This is a genomic window from Shewanella profunda (assembly GCF_023283765.1).
In the GTDB taxonomy this organism is placed as follows: domain Bacteria; phylum Pseudomonadota; class Gammaproteobacteria; order Enterobacterales; family Shewanellaceae; genus Shewanella; species Shewanella profunda.
On the sequence record NZ_JAKILG010000005.1, the window covers coordinates 18,227 to 42,149 of the forward strand.

General features: G+C 44.3%; 22 protein-coding genes. 16 read left to right on the forward strand and 6 right to left on the reverse strand.

Going from position 1 to position 23,923, the window contains the following annotated elements; translation table 11 throughout:
• Positions 1-47: 47 nt before the first annotated feature.
• Positions 48-1,238 (reverse strand): amino acid aminotransferase, encoded by a 1,191-nt coding sequence (locus L2744_RS04095; protein ID WP_248990727.1) that lies wholly within the window; start codon positions 1,236-1,238, stop codon positions 48-50.
• A 435-nt stretch (positions 1,239-1,673) separates the two neighbouring features.
• Here L2744_RS04095 and aroA point away from each other — a divergent pair, with 435 nt between their 5' ends.
• From aroA to L2744_RS04145, 10 genes are all read left to right on the forward strand, one after another.
• Positions 1,674-2,954, forward strand: coding sequence for a 3-phosphoshikimate 1-carboxyvinyltransferase (gene aroA / locus L2744_RS04100; RefSeq protein WP_248990728.1), 1,281 nt, complete (start codon positions 1,674-1,676; stop codon positions 2,952-2,954).
• 187 nt (positions 2,955-3,141) lie between these two features.
• Positions 3,142-3,834, forward strand: a complete 693-nt coding sequence (cmk, locus tag L2744_RS04105; protein WP_248990729.1) for a (d)CMP kinase — start codon at positions 3,142-3,144, stop codon at positions 3,832-3,834.
• Positions 3,835-3,937: 103 nt separating this feature from the next.
• Entirely contained in the window at positions 3,938-5,605 is a 1,668-nt protein-coding gene (gene rpsA / locus L2744_RS04110) for a 30S ribosomal protein S1 (protein ID WP_248990730.1), read from the forward strand.
• Between the two features lie 75 nt (positions 5,606-5,680).
• On the forward strand, positions 5,681-5,968 hold the full coding sequence (gene ihfB / locus L2744_RS04115; RefSeq protein ID WP_248990731.1) for an integration host factor subunit beta: 288 nt from the start codon (positions 5,681-5,683) through the stop codon (positions 5,966-5,968).
• Positions 5,969-6,090: 122 nt separating this feature from the next.
• On the forward strand, positions 6,091-6,366 hold the full coding sequence (locus L2744_RS04120) for a LapA family protein (protein WP_248990732.1): 276 nt from the start codon (positions 6,091-6,093) through the stop codon (positions 6,364-6,366).
• A gap of 1 nt (position 6,367) precedes the next feature.
• A complete protein-coding gene (gene lapB, locus L2744_RS04125; RefSeq protein WP_248990733.1) occupies positions 6,368-7,528 on the forward strand; it encodes a lipopolysaccharide assembly protein LapB in 1,161 nt (386 codons plus the stop codon).
• 45 nt (positions 7,529-7,573) lie between these two features.
• Positions 7,574-8,269 carry an orotidine-5'-phosphate decarboxylase gene (gene pyrF, locus L2744_RS04130; protein ID WP_248990734.1) on the forward strand — a complete coding sequence of 232 codons (696 nt, stop codon included), beginning with the start codon at positions 7,574-7,576 and terminating at the stop codon, positions 8,267-8,269.
• An 87-nt stretch (positions 8,270-8,356) separates the two neighbouring features.
• Positions 8,357-9,178, forward strand: coding sequence for an SDR family oxidoreductase (locus L2744_RS04135; protein ID WP_248990735.1), 822 nt, complete (start codon positions 8,357-8,359; stop codon positions 9,176-9,178).
• A gap of 44 nt (positions 9,179-9,222) precedes the next feature.
• On the forward strand, positions 9,223-9,765 hold the full coding sequence (locus L2744_RS04140; RefSeq protein ID WP_248990736.1) for a DUF2058 domain-containing protein: 543 nt from the start codon (positions 9,223-9,225) through the stop codon (positions 9,763-9,765).
• A 216-nt stretch (positions 9,766-9,981) separates the two neighbouring features.
• Entirely contained in the window at positions 9,982-11,739 is a 1,758-nt protein-coding gene (locus tag L2744_RS04145; protein WP_248990737.1) for an acyl-CoA dehydrogenase C-terminal domain-containing protein, read from the forward strand.
• A 59-nt stretch (positions 11,740-11,798) separates the two neighbouring features.
• Here the strand turns inward: L2744_RS04145 and dacB are convergent, their stop codons facing one another.
• Both dacB and L2744_RS04155 read right to left on the reverse strand, forming a co-directional pair.
• Entirely contained in the window at positions 11,799-13,313 is a 1,515-nt protein-coding gene (dacB, locus tag L2744_RS04150) for a D-alanyl-D-alanine carboxypeptidase/D-alanyl-D-alanine endopeptidase (RefSeq protein ID WP_248990738.1), read from the reverse strand.
• Between the two features lie 25 nt (positions 13,314-13,338).
• Positions 13,339-13,515: a hypothetical protein gene (locus L2744_RS04155; protein WP_248990739.1), complete on the reverse strand. Its 177-nt coding sequence runs from the start codon at positions 13,513-13,515 to the stop codon at positions 13,339-13,341.
• A gap of 299 nt (positions 13,516-13,814) precedes the next feature.
• Here L2744_RS04155 and L2744_RS04160 point away from each other — a divergent pair, with 299 nt between their 5' ends.
• Positions 13,815-14,147, forward strand: a complete 333-nt coding sequence (locus tag L2744_RS04160) for a tautomerase family protein (RefSeq protein WP_248990740.1) — start codon at positions 13,815-13,817, stop codon at positions 14,145-14,147.
• 11 nt (positions 14,148-14,158) lie between these two features.
• Entirely contained in the window at positions 14,159-15,472 is a 1,314-nt protein-coding gene (gene pssA / locus L2744_RS04165) for a CDP-diacylglycerol--serine O-phosphatidyltransferase (RefSeq protein WP_248990741.1), read from the forward strand.
• 253 nt (positions 15,473-15,725) lie between these two features.
• On the opposite strand, the gene ampC is transcribed toward pssA, so the two are convergent.
• On the reverse strand, positions 15,726-16,910 hold the full coding sequence (gene ampC / locus L2744_RS04170) for a class C beta-lactamase (protein WP_248990742.1): 1,185 nt from the start codon (positions 16,908-16,910) through the stop codon (positions 15,726-15,728).
• A gap of 380 nt (positions 16,911-17,290) precedes the next feature.
• Here ampC and L2744_RS04175 point away from each other — a divergent pair, with 380 nt between their 5' ends.
• On the forward strand, positions 17,291-18,055 hold the full coding sequence (locus tag L2744_RS04175; protein WP_248990743.1) for a tRNA-uridine aminocarboxypropyltransferase: 765 nt from the start codon (positions 17,291-17,293) through the stop codon (positions 18,053-18,055).
• 105 nt (positions 18,056-18,160) lie between these two features.
• Here L2744_RS04175 and L2744_RS04180 read toward each other — a convergent pair whose 3' ends face one another.
• A complete protein-coding gene (locus L2744_RS04180) occupies positions 18,161-20,218 on the reverse strand; it encodes a PhoX family protein (RefSeq protein ID WP_248990744.1) in 2,058 nt (685 codons plus the stop codon).
• A gap of 255 nt (positions 20,219-20,473) precedes the next feature.
• Between L2744_RS04180 and L2744_RS04185 the strand changes: the two genes are divergently transcribed.
• From L2744_RS04185 to L2744_RS04195, 3 genes are all read left to right on the forward strand, one after another.
• A complete protein-coding gene (locus tag L2744_RS04185; protein ID WP_248990745.1) occupies positions 20,474-20,800 on the forward strand; it encodes a hypothetical protein in 327 nt (108 codons plus the stop codon).
• Positions 20,801-21,013: 213 nt separating this feature from the next.
• On the forward strand, positions 21,014-22,993 hold the full coding sequence (locus tag L2744_RS04190; RefSeq protein WP_248990746.1) for a RecQ family ATP-dependent DNA helicase: 1,980 nt from the start codon (positions 21,014-21,016) through the stop codon (positions 22,991-22,993).
• A gap of 18 nt (positions 22,994-23,011) precedes the next feature.
• On the forward strand, positions 23,012-23,287 hold the full coding sequence (locus L2744_RS04195) for a hypothetical protein (RefSeq protein ID WP_248990747.1): 276 nt from the start codon (positions 23,012-23,014) through the stop codon (positions 23,285-23,287).
• Positions 23,288-23,366: 79 nt separating this feature from the next.
• On the opposite strand, the gene eco is transcribed toward L2744_RS04195, so the two are convergent.
• Positions 23,367-23,918 (reverse strand): serine protease inhibitor ecotin, encoded by a 552-nt coding sequence (eco, locus tag L2744_RS04200; protein WP_248990748.1) that lies wholly within the window; start codon positions 23,916-23,918, stop codon positions 23,367-23,369.
• Positions 23,919-23,923: the final 5 nt, after the last annotated feature.

Genomic DNA, 23,923 nt, shown 5'->3' on the forward strand with positions numbered 1-23,923 from the left:
TTTGCTGCATTCCATTTACTCACGGGAATGCAGCTTTAGATTTTGATTTAAATAACCTTTGCGATCGACTGCGCTAGATAATCGACATTGTCCTCACTGATCCCTGCAATACTGATACGGCTTGAACCTACCATATAAATGCTGAATTCTTTTTGCAGGCGCGCCACTTGCTCTGGATTAACGCCGAGGAAGGAGAACATACCTTTTTGACGGGCGATAAAACTAAAGTCACGGTCTACGCCATTGGCTTTGAGTTTATCCACTAAAATGGCGCGGTTGCCGTTGATGCGATCGCGCATCACTTTAAGCTCATCTAGCCATTCTTGGGTTAATTCTGCCGATCCTAAAATCGTCTCAACAATCGCTGCGCCGTGAGCTGGTGGCATAGAGTAGAGGCAGCGAACCACATAAAGCAGCACAGATTGGGCGATATTGGCGGTATTGGCATCTTTTGCAATCACAGAGCAGGAACCAATACGCTCACGGTACAAACCGAAGTTTTTCGAGCATGAGCTGCACAGGATCATATTGTCGACCGCGGCTGCCATTTGACGTACGCCGTAGGCATCGATATCCACGCCATCACCAAAGCCTTGGTAGGCCATGTCAATCAGTGGGGTAAAGCCTTGCTCTTTTGTCAGGGCAACCACTTTATCCCATTGCTCTGTGGTTAAATCCATACCGCTCGGGTTATGGCAACAGGCGTGGAGTAACACCACATCATCAGGACTGACTTGCGATAATGCAGCGAGCATCTCGTCAAATTTCAATGATTTGCTATCGTAGTCATAATACGGATACGTTTTAACGGTAATGCCAGCGGCTTCGAACAAACCGATATGGTTAGCCCAAGTCGGGTCGCTCACCCACAATACCGCATTCGGGTTGCAGCGTTTGATAAAGTCACCTGCAACGCGTAGCGCACCTGTACCACCGGGTGTAGAAACGGTGCGGATGCGATTAGCGATAATGGCACTGTGGCCTGCATCAAAGGCTAACTCCGTTATTAAGGTGTTGAATTGTGGTGAGCCCGTTGGACCGATATACACTTTGGTGGCTTCGGTATCGAGACGGAATTTTTCCGCCTTTTTCACGCAGCTGAGAATAGGGGTAACGCCTGTAGGATCTTTATAAACGCCCACCCCTAAATCGACTTTTTGTGGGTGAGTGTCTTCGCGGTATTGAGTCAACAAGCCAAGGATGGGATCTGCTGGCATTGCGATGAGTGAGTTAAACATAGCTCCATCTACCTTTCTGGTTATAGTGCAAACGTGATTGTTCGTATCAGATATGCGTTATTTATCGTTTGAGGCTTAGAATAGCGCGGAAAGGTAACGTATTTAAAGTGAAAACTGTGATTTAGTAAGGCTTATCTTGGCAAAAAAAGCCTGTCAAAAATACCGTTAAATCATAAATTAACCGCCTAAACTTTGCATTTTTGTTATTTTTACACTGAACTCAACAAATAATCCGACTAAAAAGCCATTTTTCTCGAAAAAACGGTTGAATCCTTAGCGACAATCGGTAATTTTATAACGATGAAGCACCAACAAGGTCCCAATCTCCTTTTGTTTGTAATCTTAACTTGACGCTGTGTAGCGTAAAGTTGCCATTTGCCTATTCAGTCCGCGTGATCGTAATGATGACGCCCTAGAGAGAAAGAAGATTTATTCATGAAGCAATTACGTCTTGAACCTGTTGTGCAAGTCCGCGGTGAGATCAATATTCCGGGCTCAAAAAGTATTTCAAATCGTGCCCTATTATTGGCAACCTTAGCCCAAGGCACGACCACGCTCACCAATCTGCTCGACTCAGATGATATCCGCCATATGTTGGCATCCCTAAAGCAGTTAGGGGTGAACTTCCGTTTATCGCAAAACAATACCGTGTGTGAACTCGATGGCATAGGCGGCGTGATTTCATCCGAATCAGCGCAGGAGTTATTTTTAGGCAATGCCGGTACCGCAATGCGCCCATTGTGCGCTGCCTTAACCTTAGGCCAAGGCGAATTTACCCTAACGGGCGAGCCTCGGATGGAAGAACGTCCGATTGGTGATTTAGTCGATGCCTTAAGGCAACTGGGTGCTAATGTCGTTTATCTCAAAAATGACGGTTTCCCACCGCTGACCATTAATGCCACTGGCCTTAATGGCGGTGACGTTGAAATTGCAGGCGATTTATCGAGCCAGTTTTTAACGGCCTTACTGATGGTGGCGCCGCTTGCTAAGGGTAGCGTGAATATCCATGTGAAAGGCGAGTTAGTTTCTAAGCCTTATATCGACATCACGATTGCCCTGATGGCGCAATTTGGCGTGACAGTGATCAACCATGACTATGCCCGTTTTGAAATCGTTGCAGGGCAATGTTATGTGTCACCGGGTAGAGTGTTGGTAGAAGGCGATGCGTCATCGGCATCTTATTTCCTCGCCGCAGGGGCGATTAAAGGCGGTGAAGTCAAAGTCACAGGAGTGGGTCGTTTAAGTATTCAAGGCGACGTGAAATTTGCCGATGTGCTCGAAAAAATGGGCGCAGATATCGAGTGGGGCGATGATTATATTATTGCCCGCGGCTCACAATTAACCGCCGTCGATTTAGACATGAACCATATCCCAGATGCAGCCATGACCATCGCTACTGCTGCACTGTTTGCTAAAGGCACGACGGTTATTCGCAATATCTACAACTGGCGAATTAAAGAAACCGACCGGTTAGCGGCAATGGCGACCGAATTACGCAAAGTGGGCGCCGAAGTTGAAGAGGGCAAGGATTACATTAAAATTACCCCTCCAACTGTGATTAACACCGCTGAAATCGATACCTACAACGATCACCGTATGGCCATGTGCTTTTCGATGCTGGCATTCGCCGATTGTGGCATCACCATCAATGATCCTGACTGCACCTCGAAGACTTTTCCTGACTATTTCGTACAATTTGCCAGTCTTAAACGTTAAGGTGTCAAGACTTACAAACGAATATCCATCTATCTCAAAAATTAGGAAGCCGTATTTGCTCGGCTTCTAATCTTCACAAAAAATCCACGGATTTTGTTTGTCTTTTATTGTACAATGCGGCGCGCTCATTTTCGGGGGCTCACATGATGAACTCACGGATGATGATTATTTTTTTGCGGAGGAATGTATGTCTGAACGGGCTCCTGTAGTCACCATCGACGGCCCAAGTGGTGCTGGTAAAGGTACAATTAGTCAGTTATTGGCTCAGCATTTAGGATGGCAACTGCTTGATAGTGGTGCTATTTATCGAGTTCTTGCGCTTGCTGCAATCCATCACGACGTCGAACTGGAAAATGAAGAATCTATCACGTTGTTGGCGGCACATCTTGATGTGAAGTTTTTAACTGGCAATGATAAAGATCCCGTTCAAGTGATATTGGAAGGTGAAGATGTCACCACGGATATTCGTACCCAAGAGTGCTCAAATGCAGCATCTAAAGTAGCGGCATTCCCACGGGTAAGGGAAGCCTTATTACGCCGCCAACGAGCCTTTAGAACTGCCCCAGGATTAATTGCCGATGGTCGTGATATGGGAACTGTGGTTTTCCCTACTGCATCGGCAAAATTATATTTAACTGCATCTGCGCAGGAGCGTGCCCAAAGACGCTATAATCAGTTGCAGGACAAGGGCTTCGATGTTAATATCGAGCGCCTTTTAAGTGAAATTATCGAACGTGATGAACGCGATATGAATCGTCCGGTGGCTCCTTTAGTCCCCGCCGAGGACGCGCTTGTTATCGATACTAGCGGTAAAGGTATAGATGAAGTGCTTGAGCTTGCGCTTAAACACATCAACGAAAAGTTATCCAACGTTAACTAAGTTAGCCCACTGGATAGGTATTCGTATTAAGGATGATACGGATAATTTGACTGACTCCACGTCTAGGACTGACAGTGGTTTATTAAATAAAGTAACCTAAAACATGACTGAATCTTTTGCTGATCTATTTGAACAATCCCTTCAAACTCTGGAATTCCGTCCAGGTTCTATCGTTCGTGGTACTGTTGTTGCTATCGAAAACGGTATGGTACTGGTTGACGCGGGTCTGAAGTCTGAAAGCCCAATCCCAGCTGAACAATTCAAAAACGCGCAAGGCGTTTTAGAAATTCAAGTTGGTGATGAAGTTGACGTAGCTCTTGACTCTGTTGAAGACGGCTTCGGTGAGACTCAACTGTCTCGCGAAAAAGCGAAACGTCATGAAGCTTGGATCGTTCTGGAAAAAGCTTATGAAGATGCTGAAACTGTAATCGGTATCATCAATGGTAAGGTTAAAGGCGGTTTCACTGTTGAATTAAACGGTATCCGTGCCTTCCTACCAGGTTCTCTAGTTGACGTGCGCCCAGTTCGCGACACCGCTCACTTAGAGTACAAAGAATTAGAATTCAAAGTTATCAAACTAGACCAGAAGCGTAACAACGTTGTTGTTTCTCGTCGTGCAGTTATCGAATCAGAAAGCAGCGCTGAGCGTGATGCACTGTTAGAAAACCTGCAAGAAGGTCAAGCAGTTAAAGGTATCGTTAAGAACCTGACTGACTACGGTGCATTCGTAGATTTAGGTGGCGTTGACGGTTTACTGCATATCACTGATATGGCATGGAAACGTGTTAAACACCCATCTGAAATCGTCAATGTTGGCGATGAAATCAACGTTAAAGTACTGAAGTACGATCGTGAGCGCACTCGTGTGTCTCTAGGTCTGAAACAACTTGGCGAAGATCCATGGTTAGAAATCAGCAAACGCTACCCAGAAAACACACGTTTAACTGGTCGCGTTACTAACCTAACTGATTACGGTTGCTTCGTAGAAATCGAAGAAGGCGTTGAAGGTCTGGTTCACGTTTCTGAAATGGATTGGACTAACAAGAACATTCACCCATCTAAAGTGGTTAACTTAGGTGATGAAGTTGAAGTTCTGGTTCTGGACATCGATGAAGAGCGTCGTCGTATCTCTCTTGGTCTGAAACAATGTAAGACCAATCCATGGGATGACTTCGCAACTCGTTACAACAAAGGCGACAAGGTTTCTGGTAAGATCAAGTCAATCACTGACTTCGGTATCTTCATCGGTCTTGACGGCGGTATCGATGGCCTAGTTCACCTGTCTGACATTTCTTGGAACGGTACTGGCGAAGACGCAGTTTCTGAATACAAGAAAGGCGACGAAATCCACGCAGTGGTTCTGTCTGTTGACCCAGAGCGTGAGCGCATCAGCTTAGGTGTTAAACAAACTGAAGACGATCCATTCAACGCATATTTAGCTGACAAGAAGAAAGGTACTATCGTAAACGGTACTGTTTCTGCAGTTGATGCTAAAGGTGTAACTGTTGAATTGGCTGACACAGTTGAAGGTTACATCCGTGTAGCTGACATTTCACGTGAGCGTATCGAAGATGCATCTACTGTCTACAATGTAGGTGATGCGATCGAAGCTAAGTTCATGGGTGTTGACCGTAAGAACCGTTCTATCAGCTTGTCAATCAAAGCGAAAGACGAAGCTGAAGAAAAAGAAGTAATGGCGACCTTGAATAAACAAGAAGACGCTGTTATTAGTAATGCTATGGCTGAAGCGTTTAAAGCAGCTCGCAAATAATCGCCTGTTGTTAAAGGGTGGTTCGCCACCCTTTATAGGTGACTGTGTTTGGCTTGATAATAGGGGATAGCTAGGATGACAAAATCCGAACTGATCGAAAAACTCGCCACCAGGCAGTCGCAGCTGTCGGCGAAGGAAGTTGAAAGTGCAATCAAAGAAATGTTGGAGCAAATGGCGACAACATTAGAAAGCGGTGATCGTATTGAGATCCGTGGCTTTGGTAGTTTCTCGCTTCATTATCGTGCGCCGCGTACTGGCCGCAATCCAAAAACTGGTTCATCAGTTGATTTGGAAGGCAAATACGTCCCGCACTTTAAGCCAGGCAAAGAACTGCGCGAGCGTGTTGACGCCGTTAATGTGTGATTGACCGCATAGTAAAAGGCCTCCTTATGGAGGCTTTTTTGTATCTAATGTAAGGCAATGCTGGTCAGCTCAGTGAATTTCTTGGATAATCATAAAATTGAAACGCGTTTATGGAGTGCAGCGTGAAATCATTTCTAGTGACTGTCCTAGTGGCACTGTTATTTATTCTGGCGTTGATCTTCGGCGCGCGTAATGAACAAGTGGTAACGATTAGTTATTTTATTGCTCAAGGTGAGTATCGTTTACCTGTTGTATTAGCAATCGTTTTCTTTGCAGGCTTTATGCTCAGTTGGCTATTTGCTTGCTATTATATTGTCAAACTTAAACTTGCTTTAGCCATGACCCGAAAGAAATTGAATGTGCAACTTGCCAAAGCCCCTCAGGATGTAGACGCCTAGTATGCTTGAGATCCTCTTTCTGCTGCTTCCCATTGCTGCCGGTTACGGTTGGTATATGGGTCGACGGAGCATAAGGCAGAATCAAAGTAATCAGCGTAAGCAGCTGAGTCGTGACTACTTTACTGGCTTAAATTTCTTATTGTCTAACGAGTCGGATAAAGCGGTCGATTTGTTTATCAGCATGTTGGATGTGGACGATGAGACTATTGATACCCATTTGTCGCTTGGTTCACTTTTCCGTAAACGCGGCGAAGTTGACCGCTCTATACGTATTCATCAGAATTTAATCGCTCGTCCCACATTAACCAATGAACAGCGTGATATCGCTATGATGGAGCTGGGTAAAGATTATTTAGCCGCGGGATTTTATGATAGGGCTGAAGAAATCTTTATTAATCTAGTGAGTCAAGATGACCACAGTGAAGAGTCTGAAACACAATTAATTGATATCTATCAAGTAATTAAAGAGTGGCAAAAAGCCATTGATATCACAAAACGTTTAAGCCGCAAGCGCCAGCAAGTGCTTAAACCTATAATTGCACACTTCTATTGTCAGTTGGCCGATGAAACCAATGATGATGAACAAAAAATTAAGCTGTTGCAACAGGCGCTTAAACAGGATCCCCAATGTGGCCGCGCCTTACTGACTCTCGCAAAAAAATTTCTCGATATTCAAGATTATCCTCAATGCAAGGCAATGTTAATGGCACTCAAAAAAGCGGATATTGAGCTCTTTGCCGATGCATTGCCGACCGCAAAACAAGTTTACCGTGATACCCAAGATAAAGAGGGCTATCAGGAATTACTTGCTGGGGCTATGGCTGAAGGTGCCGGTGCTTCAGTTGTCGTTGCCTTGGCTCAGCACATGATCAGTCTTGATGAAGTCAAAGCGGCAGAAAATATTGTACTCGATGCGCTATATCGTCATCCAACCATGAAAGGCTTTCAACACTTGATGCAAATGCATTTGCGTCAAGCCGAAGACGGGCAAGCTAAGCAAAGTTTAGCTATGTTAGAGCAACTCGTTGAACAACAAATTAAATTCCGTCCTAGCTACCGTTGTAAGGAGTGTGGTTTTCCATCACATGCGCTTTACTGGCATTGCCCATCTTGTAAAAATTGGGGCAGTATAAAACGGATCCGAGGGCTTGACGGCGAATAATCTATTAGAAAAATATACAGTTTGTGTAACCCCGTTGGAGAGATGATGACCACTAAACCTATCCTAGTAGCGCTTGATTACGATAATAAAAGCCACGCGTTGCAACTCATAGATCAACTCGATCCCAACATGTGCCGCCTGAAAGTAGGCAAAGAAATGTTTACCTTATTTGGGCCTCAGCTCGTTAAGGATATCCATGATCGTGGCTTCGATTTATTTCTCGATTTGAAATTTCACGATATTCCAAACACGGTCGCTAAAGCTGTAACTGCCGCCGCTGAGCTTGGTGTGTGGATGACAAACGTGCATGCCAGTGGTGGTTTAGCCATGATGCAAGCGGCAAAAAAGGCCTTGCTGCCCTATGGGGAGCAAGCGCCTATGCTGATCGCAGTAACGGTATTAACCTCAATGAGTGATGAGGATCTTAAATTGCTGGGCATCAATGTGCCTGCTTTTGAGCATGTTCAGCGTTTAGCGAAACTCACGCAACAAGCGGGTCTCGATGGCGTGGTGTGTTCGGCCCAAGAGGCCACTGCACTTAAGGCATTATTAGGTAAAGAGTTTAAACTTGTTACGCCGGGGATTCGTCCAGTTGGCAGCGATGCTGGCGATCAGCATCGTGTGATGACGCCGCCTGAAGCGATTGCCGCAGGCTCGGATTATTTAGTGATAGGTCGTCCTATTACCAAAGCGGCTGACCCTTTAGCCGCGTTACAAGCGATTCATCAGTCCTTGATTTAGGACCAATATGTGCCCCCATTTGAATGCGGTAGTTTAGGGTATTGAACATACTTTAGTATTTGTACTCACGGTTAACGGAGAACGGCCATGTTTAGCGCTACGATGTTTAATTATCAAGGTAAGAATGTTGTCGTTGTCGGTGGAACCAGTGGTATCAATCTCGCCATTGCGATTGCCTTTGCACAGGCTGGCGCGAATGTGGCGGTGGCGAGTCGTAGCCAAGATAAAATCGATGCCGCCGTGTTGCAGTTACAGCAGGCCAATCCGGACGGTATTCACTTAGGAGTGAGTTTCGATGTGCGCGATCTGAGTGCGTTGGAAGTCGGTTTTGATATAATTGCCTCCGAGTTTGGTTTTATCGATGTGCTTGTCAGCGGCGCGGCGGGTAATTTTCCTGCAACAGCGGCTAAGCTTTCAGCCAATGGCTTTAAGTCGGTGATGGACATCGATTTGTTGGGCAGTTTTCAAGTGCTAAAGCAGGCTTATCCTTTATTGCGTCGACCCAATGGCAATATTATCCAGATTTCAGCGCCGCAGGCTTCTATCGCTATGCCGATGCAAGTACATGTTTGTGCAGCAAAAGCTGGCGTAGATATGTTAACGCGAACCTTAGCCATTGAGTGGGGTTGTGAAGGTTTACGAATAAACTCTATCGTACCAGGTCCGATTGCCGAGACCGAAGGCTTTAAGCGCCTCGCACCGAGTGCGGCATTACAGCAGAAAGTGGCCCAGTCTGTTCCCTTAAAGCGTAATGGAACTGGTCAGGATATCGCCAAGGCGGCGTTATTTTTAGGTTCGGACTTAGCGTCCTATATCACTGGCGTGGTTTTACCCGTTGATGGAGGTTGGTCACTCGGAGGTGCCAGTATTGCGATGACAGAGCTTGGCGAATTGGCTGCAAAAATGTAATTATAATTCTCAATATATTTAATTGATAAATCGGGTAGTAATCCATGGCTAATGCATTACAAGAGCAGCTGCTTAAGGCTGGACTTGCCAGTAAACAAAAAGTTAGAGACGTCAAAACCCAAAAACGCCGTGACAAAAAATCGCGAGTGGATGATGGCTCAAACGCATTAAAGCAAGAAGTGGCTGAGCAAAAACGTTTGCAAGCAGAGAGAGATAAAGCACTCAACGAGCAGCGTTTTGCCGAAGCGACTGCACGTGGGCAAGTGCGAGGCTTAATCAGCGAATTTACTCAGTTCGCGATTAAAATACCAAGTCACGCTGAGATTAAATTTAACTATACTCTTGAAAATAAAATCCATTCTTTATACATAGATGAAAAAATTCAAGCGGAGTTACTGAAAGGGCAATTAGGTATTATTAGGTATGAAGAAAAGAGTTATCTCGTGCCACATAAGTTGGCTGAACGAGTTAACTTGCTCGTACCTCAGTGGTGCGGCTATCTGTGGCAACAGGATCAATCTAAGGAGGTTGTCGTTGAAGATGATCCCTATGCTGATTATGCTATCCCAGATGATTTAATGTGGTAACTCATTGTCTAATCGTGAGCTGACGCGACGACACTCTGGTTGGTAACCCGTTAGAATAATGACCCTTAAGGAAACTTAAGGGTTTTTTTATGGGTTAAATTTATTCCTATCGCAGAATAGAACAGCAAATTTTAGTCGTGGTATCACGATTGTTTTCTGTATTGAACTGGTATAAATTAAAACAACTGTTTTAATCCTACGTTTAAGAGTCTACCAATGAATCCTTATCAAGCCCCGTTAACGGACATGCGTTTCTTGCTGGAACAGGTATTTGATGCGCCAAACACTTGGGCACAATTGCCTGAGATTGCTGAAATGGTCGATATGGACACTGCCAATGCCATCCTTGAAGAAGCAGCCAAGATTAGCAGTGAGTTGATCCACCCGCTAAATCGGACGGGTGATGAGCAGGGCGTGTTGCATCAAAACAATCAAGTGATTACCCCAGATGGCTATAAAACTGTTTATGAACAGTTCTCGCAGGGCGGCTGGATTGGTTTATGTGGCGATCCGGAATTTGGCGGCATGGGTATGCCAAAAATGTTGGGGATCTTAGTCGATGAAATGGCTTACAGTGCGTGTAATGCCTTTACGCTTTATGGCTCATTAACCGCTGGCACGGCTTTATGTATCAATGCCCATGGTACCGAAGTACTCAAGCAAGCCTACTTACCTAAGTTATATTCCGGTGAATGGGCTGGTGCCATGGATATGACTGAGCCACAGGCGGGTTCAGATTTACGCAATATTCGCACTCGGGCAGTACCACTGGATGATGGCAGTTATGCCATTACTGGCAGTAAGATTTTTATAACAGGTGGCGACCATGATCTAACCGAAAACGTCATCCACTTAGTGTTAGCTAAGTTACCTGATAGCAAAGGGATTTCACTTTTTCTTGTACCAAAAATTTCAGTGAATACTGACGGTAGTTTAGGTAATGCGAACGGGGTGAGTGTCGGTTCTATCGAGCATAAAATGGGACTAAAAGGTTCAGCAACCTGTGTGATGAATTATGATAACGCCCAAGGTTTCTTGATTGGTGAGCCTAATCGCGGCCTCGTTTGTATGTTCACTATGATGAACTATGAACGTTTAGCCATCGGTATTCAAGGTTTAGGCAGCGCCCAAGCGGCTTATCAAATGGCGGCCAATTATGCAAAAGAACGTAATCAAGGCGTAGCGGCTGGCGGCTCGCCAACGGGCAGCGAGTCTGATCCTATTATTGTTCACGGCGATGTGCGCCGTATGTTGTTGACCATTCGCGCGATGACAGAGGCCGGTCGAGCTTTATCTGTTTTTACGGGCCAACAACTGGATTTAGCTAAATATGGCCAAGATGAAGTGAGAGCCAAAGCAGCACGTTATGTGGGTTTATTAACACCGGTTGCGAAGGCATTTTTAACCGATCGCGGTTTAGATGCGACAATTATGGCGCAGCAAGTCTTTGGTGGTCACGGTTATATTCGCGAAACGGGTATTGAACAATTAGTTCGAGATACACGTATCGCACAGATTTATGAGGGCACCAATGGGATTCAAGCCATTGACTTCCTCGGCCGTAAAGTGACAGGGGACAATTTAGCTGCGTTAAATGAGTTTGTCGCCGATCTCAAAGCGCAAATGCGCGCATTTACCCATACAGATGCAGTGAAAATTGCGGCAGTGTGTGCTCGTTTAGATGCCCTTGTTATTGTTGCTGAAACCATTAACAGCCAAAAAGTGGCTCAGCCTACATTGATTAATGCTAGTGCGGTCGACTTTTTAGATGCCTTTGGTTATACCCTCTATGGCTTCTATTGGTTAGCTATGGTCGATAAAGCTGCAGATCATGAAGATAAAGCTTTTGCACAGCAGAAAACCTATCTGGCTAAATTCTATTTCGATAAGTTATTACCGAAAGTGGATTATCATTTAGCACAGGTTCGTGCTGGATCTATCAGTACAATGGCAATGCCTGCGGACTTCTTCTAGCACTAAATTTTTGAATAAAAAGCACTGAATTTTCAGTGCTTTTTCATTTAGAGGAATAATTACTGTGGTTTAGCCTTGGAATTGGCTTGAATGGTATTTGTGTCAATTGAGGTTGTTTTGATTTGTAGCTTAGCAATCAATTGGGTTAAAAAGTCTGCACTAAAAGGGGGCTTATGCTGCTTTTTAACCTCTGGACTTATGCCATTTTCGAGCACAACAAACAATATATCGTTTTGCTGTGGTAATCGAATAAACCCCGCTAAATTTGCAATACCTTGCATCGAGCCTGTTTTGGCAAAAATGAGGTTTTTTAGCGGTGGTTTGGTGAAACCCGTTCGGTATTTTAATGTACCACTGACACCCGATTGTGGCAGATTATCGATTAATGAGCTAAAGCGATTATCTCGGTAAATTAATTTGAGAACTGATGCTAACTGGTTAACATTCAGTAGGTTATATCTGGACAGTCCAGAACCATCAACAATATTGGCATTAGTCAAATCAACGCCTAGATCGGTAAGAATGCGTCGCATGGCGGCCGCACCATGGGTAAAACTTCCTTGTGTACGATAATAGTTTTTTCCTATTTGCTTGAACAAGCTATCGGCGATTAAGTTATCCGATTTAAGTAACATCACTTTGAGTAATTCAGGTAATGGTTGTGAGCTATGGCTCGCAATAAGCTTGGCTTTTTTAGGGATACTATTACCCATTCGCACTTTACCAGAAAGTGGCATTTCGACTTTAAGTATGGCTGTTAGAGTATCTCGTGCAAACTGAGCTGGATCGGTTACCGCAATTGCGAGAGGTATGGCTACAGCTCCTGGATAACATCCCCTCAAATGGTAGTTGTTTTGTCCTAAGCGGACGAGATCAAGCTGGCAGAAATCTCGATTGGCTTGTTGATCAAATACGGCGTCACTACTCACCTGTACACCATAACTGCTAGCACGTAACACAACCTTAGAAGGTTGCTTTTCATTGCTTGGGGTAAACTGACCGAAAACACAATTTTGGTTGATGATGTAACTCGAAACTGGCGCGGCATAGCAAATGCCTAAATCATCCCAAACCCAACCCGGTGCTTGTAATTGCTCTTGTTTATCCCCAATAAGATACATGTGGCCATCAATGCCATTGATGCCTTGTTTCACTAAACTGGCAAAAAGGGCTGTTAAGTCCAGTTGCGTAAGGGTGGGATCGCCACTAAAGCGTAAATAAACGCTCCCTGCAATGTGCCCGTTACGGATGGGGGCATCGGTCCATAGCTCAGTTACATAGCGAAACTCGGAGCCAAGTTCTGCCATAGCAGTGACTGCAGTGAGTATTTTTTGCGTGCTGGCAGGGATCAACAGGGTATCTGCCTGCTGGCTATAAATGATGTTATTGCTCGCTAAATCCAGCGCCAATAATGCGGTTTGTGAATGGCGGGGGTTAATATTGGCGATACTTTGACTGAGTGCCATTGCGTTTGGCTCAATCCCGAGTATGTTTGCTTGTTCTGCCCTAGAGCCTATTGAGAGTGAACTCAATATTAACCCAGTGTAGAGCATTGTTTTAAATAACAGATCCATGTTAATGCTCAGTCATATTGTTGGGTTAGCGTTCATTACTGCCATCATCTTTTTCCATAAGACGATAAAGTCTTAGGGTTACAAAAAGTACTAACCCAATGAATAGTGGCAGGATCAATAATCCAAGCTGGGTCTTAAAATGGAAAATCCCCCAAGCTAAGATCAGTGTCAGCGCAAGGGTTAGCAGAATTTTTTTGTTCATAGTTTTCATTTGCTCGGTGTAAAGAGGCTTTAGTTTACGCTAAAACCTCACTTTCGGGGATGTGGAAATACAGTTGGCGAGTTTTTTGTGATTTGGATGCCATTTCCTATTCTGATATTGTTTTAGGCAATATCTGCTCTAAACGGGGTTGATTCATCAGTGTTAAATCGTTTCAGGTCAAATTACCAGCAAAACAATTGGTTTTCAGCGTGCTTTTGGGAGAAAAGCCTTGCCGAGACGCAGTGAAGTCGGTAATTTCTACCCTTTGTGATTTTAGGTTCTAAGGTAATAACTAAACCATGCCTCATATTAGTATGCGCGGCTTACCACAGACAGCCGTTGCAGAGTTTAGCCAAGCATTACTGCAGTCTTTGGCGGCTATATGTAAAGGTAATGCAGAAAGTTTTACATTAGATTGGATCCCAAGCATTAGTTATCGTAACGGTAAGATTGATCAACGCTTTGTCCAAGTTGAGTTACTTTGGTTTCCTAAAGATCCTGATATTCATCTTAAAGTAGAACAAATGATCAGGCTGACAGTGACTGAAGCCTATCCAGAATTAACACATATTGCTGTGATGTTTTTGTCACTGAACCCTAGCGCTTCCTATCAGGGTGGTCAGCATGTTTAAAGGAGGATACCTTGCTAGATAAGCTTGGTGGTATAGCCGTTCAACCCGAGGCTTTAACGTGGTTGCTCACGCCATGCCGATTTAAGGCAGAATTACTCAATCGTATCGAAGGCGCTAAACACAGTATTTATATTGCTGCGCTGTATTTAGAAGATGACGAAGCCGGCCGTGAGATCTTACAAGCCTTGATGGCTGCAAAAGCCCATAACCCTGCATTAGATATCAAGATCCTCGTCGACTTCCACCGTGCAAGACGTGGTTTAATTGGGCATAAGGGTGATAGCGGCAATTATTTAATGTACCGCAGAGTTATAGCTGAAGCTGAATATCCTATCGATATTTTGGGTGTTCCAGTTAAATCCCGTGAGTTTATGGGCGTACTGCATCTTAAGGGCTTTATTATCGATGATGCGGTAATTTACAGTGGGGCTAGTCTTAATAATATCTATCTACAACAGAATGATAAGTATCGCTTTGATCGTTACCATATGATTGAGTCTGTAGAATTGGCGCGCAGTATGCGGTCGATGATCCAGCGCTATATTATCGCCGATCCTGCGGTGTCATCGCTCACTCAGGATGCATATCAAGAAGTTTTACCACATAAAAATGATATTCGTAGTTTTAAACTGCGATTGTCCGAAGCCGAATACCAATTTAACAGTACCAATAGTGGTAACCGAATTACGCCCTTATTGGGGTTAGGTCGTAAAAAAAATCTACTCAATAAAGTTGTGGTTGCTTTAGTTGAAGAGTCTAAGGATGCTCTGTTTATCTGCACGCCTTACTTCAACCCACCCTACATTTTAGTGCGAGCCTTAGCGAAGCATTTACGAAAGGGCAAACGTATTGATATCGTGGTAGGCGACAAGACAGCTAATGATTTTTATATTCCGCCAGAGCAGGATTTTTCAACCATCGGCGCATTGCCTTATATGTATGAGCAATCTTTGCGTAAGTTTGCCAAGCGTCAGCAATGGGCGATTGATAATGGTCAGTTGAATATCCATTTATGGAAACACGGCATCAACAGTTATCATCTTAAAGGAATTAGTGCTGATGGTAATAAACATTTGATCACGGGTTCTAATCTCAATCCAAGAGCTTGGGCATTAGATCTTGAAAATGGTCTTTTGATCCACGATGAAACGGCTTGTTGGAAAAACCAATTTGAAGCAGAGCAAGCCCATATTCTTGAACATACTCAGCGGTTATATCATTACAGTCAAGTCGATACGCTACAAAGCTATCCAGCGCCAGTGAAGAAGATCATGACAAGGATCCGTCGCCTCAAAGCCGATTTTTTACTGCGACGTATTCTGTAATTCTCGTATTTTAACCGTCTCGGATCCATAAAGGCTTTTGAGTAATCGAACCACCTCACTCGTTGAAATATATGCCCACATCGATGTGGGCTTTTTATTGTTTTGGCTGGCTAAGCTGAGCTAATTGCAGTATCAAATCTTGCATAGGCACTTAAAGACATAGTGAGAGCGACAAGCTAGCGTAGTAAAGGCTCTAACGCTGCCGATGGCAGGGAATAGCATGCCTATCTCCTGTGCCAATACTCAAGTATCGCTATTTTTGCAATTTTTCTATCCCAGTTAAAATCTGATACCCTACTGTCACCCGTGGCGGAACAGGATAGTTTTTATTACTCAGTAGCACTATTCCCAACTTCTGTGAGGGAATAAAAGCCGTATAGGCGGCAAAACCACCCGTTGAACCGGTTTTATTGATCCACACATTAGACTGCGGGGCGAGGGGCGGCACTATCGGGTTCACTGGCGTACTGTCAAACACAATTTGCTGTGTGTGTCCCGCGAGCAATCTATTGAGAACAATGGGATATGAATAGTGTTCCCAAATCATATCCTGAATCATCACGCCCACATCAAAGTAGCCGGTATGGGTCTCATCGATAGCCGTTTGCAGTGGCTTTGGTAGTGAGTGCATCTGCATATTCGCCTCAACAAATCGCAGTAAATCCGTGGCAGAAGTTTTAACGCCATAGGCTTCATCGGCTAACACGCCGGGATTCACACGTACAGGTTGATTTTGCTTATTGTAGCCTTGGGCGTATTCGGTCATTTTGTCACTGGGGACGTTGATATAGCTGCCGGTCATGCCCAATTGGGGAAATAGGCTTTGCTCAAGTGCTTGCTGAAACGATTGATCCAGACTTTGTGCGGCAATCATGCCGAGCAGCCCAATACTCGGATTGGCGTAATTCCTATGGGTGCCCGCGGCAAATGACGGTTGCCACTGCTGGAGATAAGCCATTAATTCTGCATTATTAGTCACGTTCTCGGGGACTTGCATCGGTAGATCCCCAGCAGTGTGGGTGGCTAAGTTGATCAGATTAATGTGATCAAAATGGCTGCCTTTTAATGCCGGGACATACTCACTGACCCTATCCGTGAGCTTGAGTTTACCTAGGGCCTTTGCATAATTAGCGAGAGTCACGGTAAAGGTTTTACTGATAGAGCCAATCTCGAACAGGGTATTTTTGTTAACACTTTGCCCCGTGGCTTTGGAGCTCAGCCCATATGGGTAAAAATACTGCTGACCATCAATGGTTAGCCCTATCACCATGCCGGGAATATCGTACTCTGCCATCAGTGGTTTCACTGCTGAATCCACCAGTGACTGTATCTCTTTGGCCGTGAGTGGTTGGGCGAGCGTAGTGTTGGATAATAGCGTCGCGCAAAGAAGTACGCCACTGAATAGCGGGATTGAACCTAGGAGGGCATTTTGTTGCATAATTTACCTTTTAACAAAATTTTATGTATAGGCTGAGATCTCGCCCTGATACTACGGCAATTTCTGACTAAGTTAAGCCCTGACTGCATACTGGCTTAAATTTTCCGTAAAAAGGTCAGTGACAGGTTAATGGTGCTGGCGGGGTGTTAACTCGAGGTAATATTGTTCGTTAAGGATTTACACCTATTGTGCTAACTGAACCTATACATTCCTACCATTAAAGCCTATCAAAGGTTCGTGCCATTTAAAGTTCGGATGAGTTAATAGGCATTTATAGCAATAATGCGCCGTGCTGATTGCACCTGTTAAGTCCAAGGGATAAACTGCGCCACCGAAACCCTGTTACAACCCATAGTGAGTTTGAAAGAGAATTGGTTTTTATGGATCTAGCCCCCCATGCAGTGCACCGTTTATATCAGTACCGTAAGTCTATTTCGACCAAGCCCTTTGGCGCACGCGGTAAAAAACTGATCCGCTGTCCATTATGCCTATTGGGAGAGCAATTCTGCACCTGCGCGCTGCGCCGTCAGTTACGCACTCAAGCCAGTTTTTTGCTGATCATGTATAACGATGAAGTGTTGAAACCGACCAATAGCGGACGGTTAATTGCCGATCTTATCCCAGATACTCATGCCTATATTTGGTCACGTACAGAACCTGAAGCAGACTTACTCGCCTTGCTCACTTCATCGCAATATCAACTTTTTTTGGTCTTTCCTGCCCAATATGCTGAGCAAGGGCAAAGGGTACTGAATCAAGTCTCTATGTCGACATTGGCCGAAGGTAAAAGGCCGCTGCTGATCATGCTCGATGGCAGTTGGCGTGAGGCGATTAAAATGTTCCGTAAGAGCCCTTATTTACACTCGTTGCCGTTATTGTCGTTCGATCCTGACACGTTGGCGACGTATGCATTGCGTAAAGGGAGCCATGATTTTCAGCTTGGTACTGCCGAAGTCGCGTCGTTAGCGTTAGCAGCTATAGGCGAGGCGGCCAACGCGAAAGCCTTAAGTACTTGGTTCGATTTATTTGTCGAATCCTCCTTACTCGGTCGTAATCGCCGCTGCCGTGAAGATCTACTGCCGATAACAAACTTCACCGATGCTTTTGAGCAGGCCTACGAACAGGCACATAATATTCCTAGGTAAGACCTCGTTAGGTCGTCTCTAGCAAGTATTTAGTCCGTTAAAATAAAAATCCCCTAGCAAGTAGGGGATTTTTGTCTAAATTGATTTAACTTTTAGCCTCTGAGGCTAAACTCCAACCTCTTTACCATCTAGCTTACGGATGACCACAGTTGCAGCTCGTGGGCGCAGGGTGGTGCCCGCGGGTGTTTGTTCTGCGGCATTAGCCGAATAAGGCCAATTACCAGGATGTTGAATATTGACAAACATTGAGGTGTAATCCGGGCTAATTGCAAAGCCTGTCACTTCACAATCATTAGGGCCAACGAAGAATCGCTTCAACTCCATCTGATTACTCGCCGTGACGGTCAACTGTTGTTCTTGGCTATCCACGAGAGTGGAGGGCACAATTGCCAACATTTGATCATTCGTCTCTTCAGCGACTTCCTTAGCACCATTGTCGGTTTGAACCCACAAAATACCGCGTTGATCGAAGGCTAAACCATCGGGGCTGGCAAACTGATTTAGGTCCGTTAAACCTGATAAGTTCGTCTCGGTATTGCCATCACTTGGCGAACCAAATACGAAAATATCCCAAGTAAAATCAGTGTCTTTATCGCTTTCATCCCAACGAATGATATGGCCAAAACTATTTTTTAATCTTGGGTTGGCAGGATTCGCTTCGGTACGTTTCGAGTTGTTGGTCAGTGTCAAATAGATTGAGCCTGTAAATGGATCGACCGCACACCATTCGGGGCGATCCATAGGCGTTGCACCAACGAGATCCGCAGCGCCTGCGGTGTTAAGAATAATTTCGGCTAAGCTGGCGAAAGTATTACCTAAGGTTTTACCGTCTGTCGTTTGGCTATCTAAGGTCAAAGGTAACCAAACACCGCTGCCATTTTCATTGAATTTAGCGGCGTACAAGGTGCCTTCATTCATATACTTATCGCCGATTTGCAGACGGTTACTGCTGTTGGCGTCTTTTGCATCCCAAGCGGCGGCCGAGACAAATTTATAGAGGTATTCAAATTGTGAATCATGGCCAGAATAAAACACCACCGGCTTGCCTTCGGTCAATTTACCAAAAGTACAGCCTTCATGGCGGAAACGACCGAGTGCGGTACGTTTTATTGCCCGCGATGTTGGATTGAAAGGATCAATCTCAACGATATAACCGTGGCCGTTCGCTTCGTTGCGATAGTCATCCTGAGCACTTGCTCCCTTAGGGGTCACATCGAAACGCGCAAATTCATCGAGACGCTCCTCATCGTGGCCCGCGAGATCATCCCAGCCATAACGAGTGCTGGTTTTACTGATCCCAGTACGACTTTGCTCGGCGGTTAACGTGGCTCGATTGACGAAATATCCCGGCCAGTTTTCTTCACAGGTCAGGTAAGTGCCCCAAGGCGTATACCCATTGCCACAGTTATTGAGCGTACCGCGAGCTTGGCTTCCATCGGGAGAATAACGGGTTTCGAGTTGGGAAGAATAGGCTACTGGGCCCGCGAGATCCATGACACTCGCCCCCGTAAATCGACGGTTATGGCTATCATTTGCCACCACTTCCCACTGATTATTAACCAGTTTAATCCGTACTACGGTGACACCATGGGCGTTAATTTCTTTGCGAACTTCATCGACAATGGTACGCAAACCTGAGGTTGCATCAACTGTAGGTCCAGCCGGATGTAATGCAACTTCATCAATATATTCATGGTTAATGCAGAGTAAGCCATCAGTGCCAGCATCATTTAATGGGAAAAAATGCATACCATCGTGATGCATACCCACTGAGTTGGCTTGATCATCTGCTGTGTTGCTACCATCGCTTTTCCATGGAGAAGCTTTTGAGTTTAACGGTGTTCCCCATGGGGCAAGTACTTGCGCGGTGTAGCCTTCAGGTATGACTACCGCATCTAATCGAGTGCCAGCCACTGAGGTAAAGTTTAATTTGGCACTGCTTTTGGTAGGTGGCAATGTTGGTACAGGATCAACTGGCGTCGGTGCTGATGAGCTATCCGAGCCACAGCCTGTTAATCCTATTCCAGCAAAAGCAGTCATGGCGCCGAGGCCTAATCCGCTTTTGACAAAATTACGGCGAGATAAATGCTTATCCAACACTTGGTTAAACGGCTCGTTTTTACTTTTATTATAAAGTGTAGGATCAAAGGTGGCCTTGCTCATGTTTCACCCCAAATATGTGATATGGATTAAATTTCGAGGCCCAGCCTAATGAGTTGGTGTGACAATAAAGATGCATTTAGATGACAAAAATGCTGCAATGCCACTAGGTATTTTTACATTCATGATCGCGTGAGTGATAAATCCCACTAGAATCAATTGATGCAAAGCGCGTGACATATACTTACACTCACGTAAAATCACTCACTCTGATATGTGTTCTTATCGTAGAAGTTGTAATCATTAGGGATATGAAAAATGGCTGAGGACAGAAAAATTGCCGTATTGTGCCGTATAGAGCCTGGGTGTCTTGGTCCTGATGGAAGAGATCATATTGAAGCTTTCTGTTCTTTAGCACAAAAGGCGATGCAACATTTTGATGTGGATGTTGGAACTTGGCTACTCACACCAAGATACGATAAAACCCTCGATGAAATGCAATATAGTGTTGCAAATAAACTGCTTTCACGGACGCAGGCGAGTAAATACTTTAACCTGATTGGACGTGATATTGCGGTTTTTGAAGAAAGGTTTGAAAATAAATTAGCATCACTAATCAGTCTTTATCTGGCAAGAAAACACTAAAATAGTGAACATAATGAAGTACTATTCTATTTGATGAATAAAGGATTTTCTCGAGTCATTTATACTGCTCATATTTATGCGCTAATCGCTAAATAAACCAAGCTAATTCAGTAGATCTCCCTATTGCAGTAATTAACCCCATAAAGTTAGGCAAAATTTGTTAAACTGTATATCAGTTTCACATTTCAGCTTGTTCACCCCTAAGGTTAGGCAATGTTTCACTCAACCCCAGAAAAGCCTCTTGCAGATAATGCTGACAGCTATAGCACTTTATTGCAGCAGCAATTTGGTTTTTCAGCCTTTAGGAATGGTCAATACGAAACGATTTCGCAGCTATTAGCTGGACAATCTAGCCTCGCCATTTTTCCGACAGGATCGGGAAAATCCCTGTGTTATCAATTTACCGCTTTACAGTTGCCCCATTTGACCTTAGTGATATCGCCCTTGCTGGCATTAATGAAGGATCAACTTGAATTTTTGCAAGCAAAGGGGATTGCAGCGGCAAGCATAGACTCGACTCTCAATACGGAGCAGAGTAAGCAAGTCATGATGGCCGCGCGTTCGGGTAAGCTCAAAATTTTGATGGTATCGGTTGAGCGTTTTAAAAATGAACGCTTTAGGCAATTTATTCAATCGGTACCACTGTCGATGTTAGTCGTTGATGAGGCACATTGTATCTCTGAATGGGGACATAATTTCCGACCGGATTACTTAAAGTTACCCGATTATGGACGGGAGCTTGCGATCCCATTAGTGCTGCTATTAACGGCAACCGCTACCCGCAAGGTAAAATTGGATATGGCGGCGCGGTTTGATATCGCTCCTGAGCACATAGTTCAAACGGGTTTTTATCGCCCCAATTTAGATTTATGCGTTATCCCTGTATCAAGCCAAGAAAAAAACAAGTTGCTGTATCAACAAATCCGCCAATATGCAGGGGCGGGAATTGTTTATGTCACCCTTCAACATACGGCAGAGCAAGTTGCAGAACTGCTCACGCAACAAGGTATTATTGCTAGTGCTTACCATGCGGGATTTGAAGATGCGAAACGCCAGCAAATTCAAAATGATTTTATGCTGGATAGATTGCAGGTTGTCGTCGCGACCATTGCCTTTGGTATGGGGATTGATAAAAGTAATATTCGCTTTGTTATCCATTATGACTTACCTAAATCTATCGAGAATTACAGCCAAGAAATTGGTCGAGCGGGTCGAGATGGTCAACGCTCCCACTGCGTGACCTTGGCTAATCTTGATGGGATGAATACAGTCGAAAATTTTGTTTATGGTGACACGCCAGAGCGAAGCGGTATTGAGAACATTATTGAAAATATCAAGCAAGAACAACATAACGGACGTTGGGAACATCAGTTAAATACGTTATCTAGCATTAGTAATATTCGTCAGTTGCCATTAAAAACGCTTTTAGTTCAGTTAGAAATACATGGCGTAATCAAACCCATCTATGCCTACTATGCCGATGTAAGTTATCGATTTAACAAAGATAAATCAGAGATTTTAAGTGTTTTTAATCCAGAGCGGCAGGTATTTTTATCTCAAATTTTTGATCACACACACATGAAACGGGTTTGGGGCGTTTTAGATTTTGATGCACTTTACAGTGCAACGGGAGTAGAGCGCAGTAGAGTATTAACAGCGCTGGAATATCTAGCTGATAAACAATGGATTGAACTCGAAACTAAAAGAATTACAGATGTTTATCAAGTCGATAGTGTTACTTTGGCGCAACCCTCGCTAACAGATGATCTTCATCAATACTTTACGGAAAAAGAGCATAAAGAAATTCTCCGCATCGGACAATTAGTGCGTTTTTTCGAGTTAGAGACGTGTTTGAGCTACAATTTATCTCGCTACTTCGATGACCAAAACACACCACAGCACTGCGGCCATTGCAGTGTTTGCCGCGGAAATGTGGCTAAGTTAACTTATTCTGCAGATCCTGTTTGGCCTGATGAGTCGCAAATCCGAGCAGATTTACTCGAACTACAAACCCACGTAAAAATGAAAGGAATGCTTGCGTTATCACTCGATACCCAATGCCGATTTCTGGCAGGTATGGTGGTTCCTATTTTTAGTCGACTACAGATCCGTAAACTCAAGGGATTTGGTCGTTGTGAAAAATTAAGATATGCAGAAATAAAACAGAAAGTTGCGTCACTACTGGCGGACTAGATGATAAAAGGATTGAACATGAATAAGGCTGTTAAAAAGATGCTCGCCAACCATGAGAGATTAATTCATTCCGGCGAAGTGACTGTGCTATCCCATACTCAAAGAGAAAAGGGCGAGTGGGTACAACATACCGTAATGCTCGAAAACTGTGATGTGCCGTTTAAATTTCGTCGCGTAAAAAAATACAAAAATTTAGAAGGGCAGAAAGTGAGTGTTGTCTATTACCCAGAGACTGAAATGGTGGCAGGTTTTGAAATTGAGATTATGCAAGTAGTTAGAATTAAAAGATTTTAGTAATGTCCATCGGATCTTGACTTTGTAACTCAAGTCAAGATCCGAAGGGCATTCACCTTAAGCTCAGTTTCAGAATACCTTATTTAGCATACTGGTAGGCAGAATCTACTTTCCAAGTTCTAAAACGTAATTCAGTACCTTCTGGCAGGTAAAAGACTTTAGGTAAGCGGCTATCGTAGCGCATTTTTAATTCACCTGGGATGCGAACAAAAGCTTCTTTTTTTGCCAGTTCAAAGCAAGCCATCATGGTACTTGGACCTTGTGAGACTTCATCCACTTGATAATAGTTGTAACCCCACCCCTGTACTGAATGTTCTTTCAGCTCGCCGTTTAAACCGTGTTTGTTACAGTCGATGAGCTGAGTCTGGCCTATTTGGACTTCAAGCATATAGTTTTCTTCATTCTCTAACTTAGGCAGCGTAAGAATATGTTGCACCATGCCAGCACTGGGTGCGGGAAACATTTTCGAGACTTCTTGCTGTGTATAGTTCTTTGATGTAAAACTCATCACGCTGATCATAGGTGCATTTAATCCTGTTTGATTGGGTGGACTCACCGCAGCAGCGTTAAAAGATAACAATGCAAAAGTAAGAGGCACCATCGCAGCATTAAGTAGATGAGTCAATTTCATTGTGT

Excerpts from the sequence above, each read along its gene's own strand:
- L2744_RS04095 (WP_248990727.1), bottom strand. The coding sequence starts at position 1,238 with ATGTTTAACTCACTCATCGCAATGCCAGCAGATCCCATCCTTGGCTTG.
- aroA (WP_248990728.1), top strand. The coding sequence starts at position 1,674 with ATGAAGCAATTACGTCTTGAACCTGTTGTGCAAGTCCGCGGTGAGATC.
- cmk (WP_248990729.1), top strand. The coding sequence starts at position 3,142 with ATGTCTGAACGGGCTCCTGTAGTCACCATCGACGGCCCAAGTGGTGCT.
- rpsA (WP_248990730.1), top strand. The coding sequence starts at position 3,938 with ATGACTGAATCTTTTGCTGATCTATTTGAACAATCCCTTCAAACTCTG.
- ihfB (WP_248990731.1), top strand. The coding sequence starts at position 5,681 with ATGACAAAATCCGAACTGATCGAAAAACTCGCCACCAGGCAGTCGCAG.
- lapB (WP_248990733.1), top strand. The coding sequence starts at position 6,368 with ATGCTTGAGATCCTCTTTCTGCTGCTTCCCATTGCTGCCGGTTACGGT.
- pyrF (WP_248990734.1), top strand. The coding sequence starts at position 7,574 with ATGACCACTAAACCTATCCTAGTAGCGCTTGATTACGATAATAAAAGC.
- L2744_RS04135 (WP_248990735.1), top strand. The coding sequence starts at position 8,357 with ATGTTTAGCGCTACGATGTTTAATTATCAAGGTAAGAATGTTGTCGTT.
- L2744_RS04140 (WP_248990736.1), top strand. The coding sequence starts at position 9,223 with ATGGCTAATGCATTACAAGAGCAGCTGCTTAAGGCTGGACTTGCCAGT.
- L2744_RS04145 (WP_248990737.1), top strand. The coding sequence starts at position 9,982 with ATGAATCCTTATCAAGCCCCGTTAACGGACATGCGTTTCTTGCTGGAA.
- dacB (WP_248990738.1), bottom strand. The coding sequence starts at position 13,313 with ATGGATCTGTTATTTAAAACAATGCTCTACACTGGGTTAATATTGAGT.
- L2744_RS04155 (WP_248990739.1), bottom strand. The coding sequence starts at position 13,515 with ATGAACAAAAAAATTCTGCTAACCCTTGCGCTGACACTGATCTTAGCT.
- L2744_RS04160 (WP_248990740.1), top strand. The coding sequence starts at position 13,815 with ATGCCTCATATTAGTATGCGCGGCTTACCACAGACAGCCGTTGCAGAG.
- ampC (WP_248990742.1), bottom strand. The coding sequence starts at position 16,910 with ATGCAACAAAATGCCCTCCTAGGTTCAATCCCGCTATTCAGTGGCGTA.
- L2744_RS04175 (WP_248990743.1), top strand. The coding sequence starts at position 17,291 with ATGGATCTAGCCCCCCATGCAGTGCACCGTTTATATCAGTACCGTAAG.
- L2744_RS04180 (WP_248990744.1), bottom strand. The coding sequence starts at position 20,218 with ATGAGCAAGGCCACCTTTGATCCTACACTTTATAATAAAAGTAAAAAC.
- L2744_RS04185 (WP_248990745.1), top strand. The coding sequence starts at position 20,474 with ATGGCTGAGGACAGAAAAATTGCCGTATTGTGCCGTATAGAGCCTGGG.
- L2744_RS04190 (WP_248990746.1), top strand. The coding sequence starts at position 21,014 with ATGTTTCACTCAACCCCAGAAAAGCCTCTTGCAGATAATGCTGACAGC.
- L2744_RS04195 (WP_248990747.1), top strand. The coding sequence starts at position 23,012 with ATGAATAAGGCTGTTAAAAAGATGCTCGCCAACCATGAGAGATTAATT.
- eco (WP_248990748.1), bottom strand. The coding sequence starts at position 23,918 with ATGAAATTGACTCATCTACTTAATGCTGCGATGGTGCCTCTTACTTTT.